This is a genomic window from Patulibacter medicamentivorans (assembly GCF_000240225.1).
In the GTDB taxonomy this organism is placed as follows: Bacteria; Actinomycetota; Thermoleophilia; order Solirubrobacterales; family Solirubrobacteraceae; genus Patulibacter; species Patulibacter medicamentivorans.
Genome location: NZ_AGUD01000197.1, coordinates 20067 through 27992 on the forward strand (window position 1 = coordinate 20067; position 7926 = coordinate 27992).

Sequence of the window (7926 nt, forward strand, 5' to 3'; positions counted from 1 at the left end):
GGTCTGCCTGCTCTTCGCGCGACGCCGAGCCCGCGCGGTCGCCCGTCAGGCCGCGGCCTCGGTGACCGTCAGCCGGACGCCGAACGCCCGCCGGACGAGCGCGGCCTGGCCCTCGGCGGCCCAGCGCGCGACCGGCGCACCGTCCGGTCCGCAGCGCATGTCGAGCGTGACCTCGTCGCCGTCGCGGCTGCACTCGACGCGGCGGACCGCCTGGTCGTGGCCGCGCTCCATCCCCTCGGCCAGCCGCAGCAGGGCCGAGATCCGATCCAGCCGCTGCTCGTCGCCGTCGCGCTCCAGGGCCCGGAACGGCTTCATCGTCGGCGAGCCCTTGCGGTGGTAGCGGATCGCCTGGCCGATCAGCGCGGTCTCGGGCGGCGAGAAGCCGGGCAGGCCGTTGGTGACGACCAGGTAGCGCCCGTGCTTGTGGTGGTCGTCGTAGCCGACGGCCATCCCGATGTCGTGGAGCGCCGCGGCGGCCGCGACCAGTCGCCGCTCGGCGGGATCGCCGTCGTGGACGCCGAGCTCCGCCAGCCGGTCGAACAGCTCCAGCGCCAGGTGCTCGACGTGGTCGCTGTGGGCGGGATCCTCGTCGTAGCGGGCGGCGAGGTTGCGGACCGCCGCGTCGCCGACGTCGGGGTAGAGCGGCAGCGGCTCGCCCTCGGGCCCGCATCGGCCGGCCAGGTGGCGGTCCAGGAAGACGCCCTCGCGGAGCCCGAACTCGGTCGCCTCGACCGCGTCGAGCCCGGTCGCCTTGAGGACGCCCTCGATCGTCACCGCGGCCGCCAGGATCACGTCCGCGCGCGAGGGCTTGATGCCGTCGACCGCCCGCCGATCCCTCGGCGCCAGCGCCGCCAGCTCCTCGATCAGGTCCTCGAGCGTCGCCCGCCGCACCAGCACGCCCTGGACGCCGAGGTCGGTGCTGCCGTGGCGGTGCTGGACCGCCGCGGCCAGGTTGCGGACCGCGCCGCCGACGCCGACCAGCCGGTCGCCGATCCGGTCGACCCACGGAGCGTCGGCCAGCTCGCGCTCGACGTGGCGGCGGAGCGCCTTGATCTCGGCCTTCGACGCCGGCGCGTCGCCGGGCAGGAAGCGCTCGGTGGTGCGGACCGCCCCGAGCGTCCAGGAGCGGGCGTCGGTCGCCCGCCGGTCGCGGGTCCGGACCAGCTGCAGCGAGCCGCCGCCGATGTCGAGCACGCCGCCGTCGACCAGCGTCGTCGAGTTGACCGCGGCCAGGTAGCCGTAGGTCGCCTCCTGCTCGCGCGTCAGGACCCGCGGGTTGAGACGGCTGATGTCGCGCGCCTGGTCGAGGAACGCCGCCTGGTTCGGCGCCTCGCGGATCGCGCTGGTGGCGACCGCGTCGATCCGCTCGGTCGTCAGGTCGTGCGAGCGGCAGAAGTGGTCGAAGAGCTGGATCGCGATCAGCGCGCGGCGCAGCGAGCGTGGTTGCAGCTCGCCGCCGGGGCCCAGCTCGGCGCCGATCCGGACCGGCTCGTAGAGCTCGGCGGTCTGGCGCCAGGCGCCGCCGGGCACCCGCCGGGCGCTCGGGTCGACGGCGAAGACGACCATCCGGAAGGTGTTCGAGCCGAGGTCGACGACCGCCCGGCGGGCCGGGGCGGCCGGGCGCGACGGGGCGTGGTCGCCGGTGACGGCCGCGGCCGGAAGGGCCGACTCGGGCGTTCCCGCGGCCGCGGGCGCGGTGAGGTTGGGGCGCACGAGCGGCCCGTCAGTCGGCGTGCTCGATCAGCTCGATCCGGTAGCCGTCCGGATCGCGCACGAAGCAGAGCAGCGATCCACCCTCGCGGACCCGGTACGGCGGCTTCTCGGGCGTGATCCCCTGGGTGGCGAGGTCGGCGAGCGCGGCCTCGATGTCGGGGACGGAGACCGCGATGTGGCCGTAGCCGCTGCCGATCTCGTAGTGGTCGACCCCGTGGTTGTAGGTCAGCTCCAGCCGCGGGCCGTCGCCCGGCAGGCCCATGAAGACGTTGATCGCCTCGTCCCGGATCGGCATCCGCCGAAGCTCCTCGAAGCCGAGCGCTTCGTAGAACGAGACCGACCGGTCGATGTCGCCGATCCGGTAACAGGTGTGGAGCAGGCCAGCCATCGCCCGCGAGGGTACCGGCCGCCGCGGAGGACCACGAGCCGGCCGGGCGCCGCGGCACGCCAAGTTCGGGGTCGTCCCCCGATTGGCGACGGCCGGGGTCGCTGAGACGCTGCCCGCGTCCACGAAACCGGAGGAACGAATGACGCGCAAGGTCCTGAGCATCGGCGTCGCCGCGGCTGCGGTCGCGGCGGCTGTCGCCGGGGTCGCCCCGGCGCTCGGCGCGATCGCGCTCAACCACAACGAGACGGTCGTCGAGCGCTGACGGCCGGCTCCCCCTCCCGCCGGGCCGCCGAGCTCGCGTGCATCGCCGGACGGTGGCTGAGCGAGCGGGGGCGGCTCGGCGCGGCCGGACGGCTGCTGCGCGTGGCCGACGCCGCCATGGCCGGCCGCGACGGTCGCGATCCGCTGGTGGCCGCGACCGCCAACGAACGGGCCGTTCACGCCAAGGCGATCGGCGACCTGGCGCGAGCCGACGCGCTCAACCGGCGGGCGCTGGCGCTGGCCCTGGACCGGGTCCCGCGCGACAGCGTCGAGCTGGCGACCCTGCTCCACAACCGCGGCGGGATCGAGCACGCGCGCGGCCGCTGGGCGGCCGCTGAGGACCCGGCGCGGCGGGGGCTCGCGCTGCGGCGGGCGCGGCTCGGCGACGCCCATCCCGACGTCGCCGCCGACGAGGTCGCGCTGGCCGCGATCCTCGACGGGCGCGGACACCGCGACGAGGCCCGGAGGCTGCTCGAACGAGCGCTGCCGCGGCTCGAGCGGGCCCGTGGCCCGGAGCATCTGGACGTCGCCGTCGCCTGCGGCAACCTCGGCGCAGTCCGCCACCGCCAGGGTGACCCGGCGGCCGCCCTCGCGCTCCACGAGCGGGCGCTGGCAATCAAGTGCCGGCGACTCGGCCCGCGCCACCCCTCGACGGCGCTGACGCGCGCGAACGCGGCGGCGGCCCGCGTCGCGCTCGGCCTGGAGGGGGGCGAGCCGGGCGCTCCCGATCTGCGAGCATCGCGCTCATGGCCGAGCTGGTGGTGGAGCGGATCGAGATCCCGAGCTTCGTGGGCAACTCCTACGTGATCGGGACGTCCGGCGGACCGTGCGCGTTCATCGACGCCGGCGCCGACGCGGCGAAGATGAGCGAGGCGGCGGCCCGCCACGGGATGACGCCGGCGGCGGTCCTGCTGACCCATCACCACTACGACCACGTCTCGCAGCTGGAGGAGATCCTCGACCGGATCGGCCGCGTCGACGTCCTGATCCACGAGCTCGAGCAGCCGCTGGCCGAGGAGTTCGCCGTCGGCTACACCGCCAACATCGAGGACGGCGAGACGATCCGCGTCGGCGACGCGCTGGAGCTGAAGGCGGTCGCGACCCCCGGCCACACCGCCGGGATGCTGAGCTTCGTCGGCCACGGCCACGTCTTCACCGGCGACACGCTCTTCCGCGAGTCGGTCGCGGGCGTCCGCGCGCCCGGCCACACGACCTTCGAGGACCTGCGCTCCTCGATCCTCGACACGCTGCTCGAGCTGCCGGACGAGACGATCGTCGTCTCCGGCCACGCCGAGCCGTCGACGATCGGCCACGAGCGCCAGCACAACCCGTTCGTGCGGGTCTGGACCGGCGTCGACCCCGAGGGCGACGAGCCGGTGGTCGTGTCGCTGCCGGACGACGCCGGCGAGGCGGTCGACCACGAGGTCCGGCTGGTGCTCGAGGCGCGCGACTACGACGGCGGCACCAAGTGCTGGATCCGGTGGCCGGACGGGTCCGACGACCTGGTCCCCGGGTCGCGGGTGCGCCGAGCCTGAGCCGCGGGCGCTGGGACCCTTCGTGCACCGTTGTATCGCGTCAGGCGGGGGTGTCGGGTCCGTCCGCGAGTAGGATTCCGCGCATGCCGACGCCCCGCCGCAAGAAGTCCGACGAGGCGATCCCGACCTCGCGCGTCAAGCGGGCCGCCTCGATCGGGCGGCTGGCGGCCGGAGCCGCGGCGCGCGAGGGCGCGACCCGGGTCGGCAACGTCGGACGCAGCGACGAGGCCAAGAGCGCTCGGCTCTCGAAGCAGCAGCTGAAGACCGCCGAGCAGATGGTCGACGTGCTCGGGACCATGAAGGGCGCGGCGATGAAGGTCGGCCAGGTCCTGAGCTTCATGGACGTCGGCCTGGTTCCGCCGGAGCACCGCGAGGAGTTCCAGGCCAAGCTCTCGAAGCTGCGCGACATGGCGCCGAACGTGGCGTTCAAGGACATGCGCAAGGTGATCGAGCGCGACCTCGGCGACAAGCTCGGGAACGTCTTCGCCGAGTTCGACGAGACGCCGATCGGCGCCGCGTCGATCGGCCAGGTCTACCGCGCCCGCCTGCACGAGAAGCCAGCCGGCTGGAGCACCGACTGGGCGGCGGTCAAGGTCCAGTACCCCGGCATCGACGCCGCCGTCCGCGCCGACCTCCAGAACCTCGGGATCATCCTGCGGCTGGCCAGGACGCTGGCCCCGGGCCTCGACGTCCAGGCGGTCGGCGACGAGATCCGCGAGCGGACCGAGGAGGAGTTGGACTACGAGCTGGAGGCGGCCAACCACCGCCGGATGGCGCGCCTGCACCGCAACCACCCGTTCGTGGTGATCCCGGGCGTCGCGACCGAGCTCTGCGGCAAGCACGTGATCGTGACCGAGTTCGTCGAGGGCGAGGGCTTCGAGCAGTGGAAGACCAAGAGCCAGGAGGAGCGCAACCGCCTGGCCGAGATCGTCTTCCGCTTCTACTACGGCGGGGTCTGGCGCGACGGGCAGTTCTCGGCCGACCCGCACCCGGGCAACTCGATCCTGCTGGCCGACGGCCGCGTCGCCTTCATCGACTTCGGGCTCTTCCACCAGATCTCGCGCGAGATGGTCGAGAACCAGGCGCAGGCCGTGCGGCTGGCGCTCGCCCGCGACGGCGACGGGCTGCTGGAGCACCTCAAGGCGATCAACTGGATCCCCGAGACGGCCGGCTTCACGCCTCAGGACGCCCAGGAGCTGGCCCAGCAGCTGGTCTGGTTCGCGGTCGAGGACGAGGACGCGCGCCTGAGCCAGGACCACGTCGCGAAGATGGTCTTCGAGGCCACCGACCCGCGCTCGCCGTACTGGGGCAAGACGCGCCGCGCGACGATCCCGGCCGAGTACCTGATGAGCATCCGCCTGGCCGGGATGGCGATCGCCGTCTGCAGCCAGCTCGACGCCAGCCTCAACTACCACCGGATCGTCCGCGAGTGGCTGTTCGACGACGAGGTCGCCAGCGACCTCGGCCGGCAGGAGTCGGAGTGGCTCGCGCAGCGCGGCCGCTCCTGGTAGCGGTCGGCGGCGGTCAGCCGGGGATCGGCACCAGCGGGTCGCCGACCGCGACCGCGCCCGGCTCGACGACCGCCAGGTAGACGCCGGCGCAGGCCTCGTTGGCGCGGCCGATCCGCTTCAGGACGGTCGGCGCGTGGGGCAGCTCGTCGGCCTGGGCGCGGGTCGTCATCACGCAGCGCTCGGTCCGCTCGGTGACCCGCAGCAGGCTGTCGCCGACCCGCAGCAGGCGGCCGACCCAGGCGTCCTCGGCGAAGTCCCCGCCGGCGGCCGGGGCGACCACCAGGTTCGGCCGCAGGCGCATCGGGTCCAGCGGCGATCCGTCCGGGCCCGGCAGGGCGTCGAGGGTGCTGGTCGTGACCAGGTGCAGCGGGGCGGCGTCGTGGTGGCGCCCCCAGCGGTGACCGTCGTCGCCGTGGTCGAAGCGCAGCTCGCGGCCGAGGTGGGCCGAGAGCACGGCGTCCGCCTCGGGCGTGCCGGCGGTGACCTCGCGGCCGTCGGGCAGCGTGACCACGACGACGGCTGGCGCCCCGGCCTCGTCGGACGCGGCGGTCGTGGCGGCCGGCCGCGGGCCCTCGACCACCGTCGGGCCGACCTCGGCCGCGGTCCGTGCTCGCAGGTCGAGCATCCCGTCGACCAGCCGCCAGCGCGAGCGATTGGTCTTGGCGGACGCCCAGTGCCGCTCGTCGTCCAGCAGCGCCCACTCGCGGTCGCCGGCGACCCCGGCGGGGCCCAGCCAGGCCCGCGTCAGCCGCTCGCCGCGCATCGACTTGACCGGGAAGCGGTGCAGCGACGTCACGGTCCCGAGTGATTGCGCCATCACCATCAGGCTACCCGGCCGCGGCCGACGGCCGACGGGGCCGATCAGCGGTCGCTGGACCGGTCGCGGTCGAGGTTCGACCGACGACGAACTGCGTGCATCTGCAATCATGTCCCCTTGGCACGGGGCCACCATCGACTCGACGCGAGCCGACCCGCCCCCTGCCTGCGTCGCTCGTCGCCAGGGCCCGGATCCGGGCTCCGCACGAGATCCGCCGGACCGCCCGCGGCCCTGCCTGACGCGTGACGATCGTCCTCATCGCCCACGCCGTGGCAGCGCTCGCGGCCCCGCTCCTGATCGGCCGTCTCGGCCGCCGCGCCTTCGTCCTGCTCGCGCTCGTGCCGCTGGCGGCGACGGCCTGGCTGGCGCTCCAGGTCGGGACGATCGACGGTGGCGGGACGGTCTCCGAGGTCCGCTCGTGGGTGCCGACGCTGGGCCTCGACCTGGCCTTCCGGCTCGACGCGCTGTCGCTGCTGCTGGCGCTGGTCGCGGCCGCCGTCGGGGCGCTGGTGCTGGCCTACTGCGCCCGCTACTTCGGCGACGACGAGCCCGGGCTGGGGCGCTTCGCCGGCGTCCTGGTCGGCTTCGCCGGGGCGATGCTCGGGCTCGTCCTGTCCGACGACCTGCTGCTGCTCTACGTCTTCTGGGAGCTGACGACGGTCCTGTCGTTCCTGCTGATCGGCCATGCCACCGACCGCGACGGGGCACGCCGGGCGGCGATGGACGCGCTGATCGTCACGACCCTCGGCGGCCTGGCGATGCTGGTTGGCGCGGTGATGGTCGGCGAGGCTGCCGGCACCTACCGGATCTCCGAGATCGTGGCCCACCCGCCCGCGGCGACCACGACCGTCTCGATCGGGGTCGCGCTGCTGCTGGTCGGCGCGATCTCGAAGTCGGCGCTGGTCCCGTTCCACTTCTGGCTGCCGGCCGCGATGGCCGCGCCGACGCCCGTCAGCGCCTACCTGCACGCGGCGGCGATGGTCAAGGCCGGCGTCTACCTGGTGGCGCGGCTGGCGCCCGGCTTCCACGGGACGATCGGCTGGTCGGAGATCGTGCTGGTGCTGGGCCTGGCGACGATGCTGCTCGGCGGGTTGCGGGCGCTGCGCCAGAACGACCTCAAGCTGCTGCTCGCCTACGGCACGGTCAGCCAGCTCGGGCTGCTGATCGTGCTGGTCGGGGCGGGCACCCGCGACGCGGCGCTGGCCGGCCTGGCGATGCTGCTGGCCCACGCGCTCTACAAGGCGGCGCTGTTCCTGGTCGTCGGGATCGTCGACCGCTCGACCGGCACCCGCGACCTGCGCACGCTCTCGGGCCTGCGGCGGACCCGTCCGGGGCTGGCGCTGATCGGCGTGCTGGCGGCCGCGTCGATGGCCGGCGTCCCGCCGCTGGCCGGGTTCGCGGCCAAGGAGACCGCCTTCGGCGCCTTCGAGGGCGGCGGCCTGCGCGACACGCTGGTGCTGGTGGCGCTGGTCGTCGGCGCGATCCTGACCGCCGCCTACGCCGCCCGCTTCGCGTGGGGGGCGTTCGCCGACAAGCCGGGCGTGCCCGCCCGCCGCTGCAGCGCCCCGCAGCCCGCGTTCGAGGCCGCACCGGCGCTGCTCGCGGCGGCCGGCCTGGTGGTCGGCGTCGCGGCGTCGGGGCTCGACGGCCTGCTCGGGCGCTACGCGGCGACGCTGCCGGCCGGCGACGAGCCGCCGCTGC

General features: G+C 74.7%; 8 protein-coding genes. 5 read left to right on the forward strand and 3 right to left on the reverse strand.

All coding sequences use genetic code 11. The features are described 5' to 3' along the window. Positions 1-45: 45 nt before the first annotated feature. Together PAI11_RS12060 and PAI11_RS12065 are read right to left on the reverse strand one after the other, a co-directional pair. Positions 46-1713: a Ppx/GppA phosphatase family protein gene (locus PAI11_RS12060; RefSeq protein ID WP_007574960.1), complete on the reverse strand. Its 1668-nt coding sequence runs from the start codon at positions 1711-1713 to the stop codon at positions 46-48. Positions 1714-1723: 10 nt separating this feature from the next. After that, positions 1724-2101 (reverse strand): VOC family protein, encoded by a 378-nt coding sequence (locus PAI11_RS12065; protein ID WP_007574962.1) that lies wholly within the window; start codon positions 2099-2101, stop codon positions 1724-1726. A gap of 139 nt (positions 2102-2240) precedes the next feature. Between PAI11_RS12065 and PAI11_RS28315 the strand changes: the two genes are divergently transcribed. The 4 genes from PAI11_RS28315 (at position 2241) to PAI11_RS12080 (ending at position 5408) form a co-directional block, all read left to right on the forward strand. Then, positions 2241-2363 (forward strand): hypothetical protein, encoded by a 123-nt coding sequence (locus tag PAI11_RS28315; RefSeq protein WP_007574964.1) that lies wholly within the window; start codon positions 2241-2243, stop codon positions 2361-2363. A 101-nt stretch (positions 2364-2464) separates the two neighbouring features. Continuing rightward, a complete protein-coding gene (locus PAI11_RS24315) occupies positions 2465-3169 on the forward strand; it encodes a tetratricopeptide repeat protein (RefSeq protein ID WP_007574966.1) in 705 nt (234 codons plus the stop codon). Continuing rightward, positions 3109-3897: an MBL fold metallo-hydrolase gene (locus tag PAI11_RS24320; RefSeq protein ID WP_050897221.1), complete on the forward strand. Its 789-nt coding sequence runs from the start codon at positions 3109-3111 to the stop codon at positions 3895-3897. The genes PAI11_RS24315 and PAI11_RS24320 overlap by 61 nt, the downstream gene beginning before the upstream one ends. A gap of 83 nt (positions 3898-3980) precedes the next feature. After that, positions 3981-5408, forward strand: coding sequence for an ABC1 kinase family protein (locus tag PAI11_RS12080; protein ID WP_007574970.1), 1428 nt, complete (start codon positions 3981-3983; stop codon positions 5406-5408). Between the two features lie 13 nt (positions 5409-5421). Here the strand turns inward: PAI11_RS12080 and PAI11_RS12085 are convergent, their stop codons facing one another. Next, entirely contained in the window at positions 5422-6225 is an 804-nt protein-coding gene (locus tag PAI11_RS12085; RefSeq protein WP_040600019.1) for an MOSC domain-containing protein, read from the reverse strand. A gap of 242 nt (positions 6226-6467) precedes the next feature. On the opposite strand from PAI11_RS12085, the gene PAI11_RS12090 reads away from it, so the two are divergent. Beyond that, the coding region (locus tag PAI11_RS12090; RefSeq protein ID WP_040600021.1) for a proton-conducting transporter transmembrane domain-containing protein at positions 6468-7926 on the forward strand (1459 nt) is incomplete at its 3' end.